A 255-nucleotide genomic window follows, 5' to 3' on the forward strand; every position below is an offset into this window, starting at 1 on the left:
AGATAAACCGCAGCCGGTTGTCATACACGTCCCGGTGTTCCGTGAGCCGCCAGCGCTGTGTCCCTTCGGATGAGGCCGGGGAGGACAGCGCAAAATACTTGTGAACCGGTGAATCCCGGTGCCGGAGAATATAGCCCTGTTCTCCCCGGCTGAGGGTGAAATCCGGGTGGTCCGGGTTGACGCTGTGGGTATAAGCGGCCGGTAAGGCAAAGTAAAGCGATGCCCCTTCGGTGGTGCGGATTTCTACCCGGTCGC

1 protein-coding gene is annotated in these 255 nt (G+C 60.4%); it reads right to left on the minus strand.

All coding sequences use genetic code 11. The features are described from left to right. Positions 1–255, minus strand: a 255-nt coding sequence (locus EAE93_RS25805; protein WP_214040756.1) for a hypothetical protein, incomplete at both ends; no start/stop codon positions are given.

It is taken from the genome of Photorhabdus akhurstii (assembly GCF_018448925.1).
Classification (GTDB): domain Bacteria; phylum Pseudomonadota; class Gammaproteobacteria; order Enterobacterales; family Enterobacteriaceae; genus Photorhabdus; species Photorhabdus akhurstii.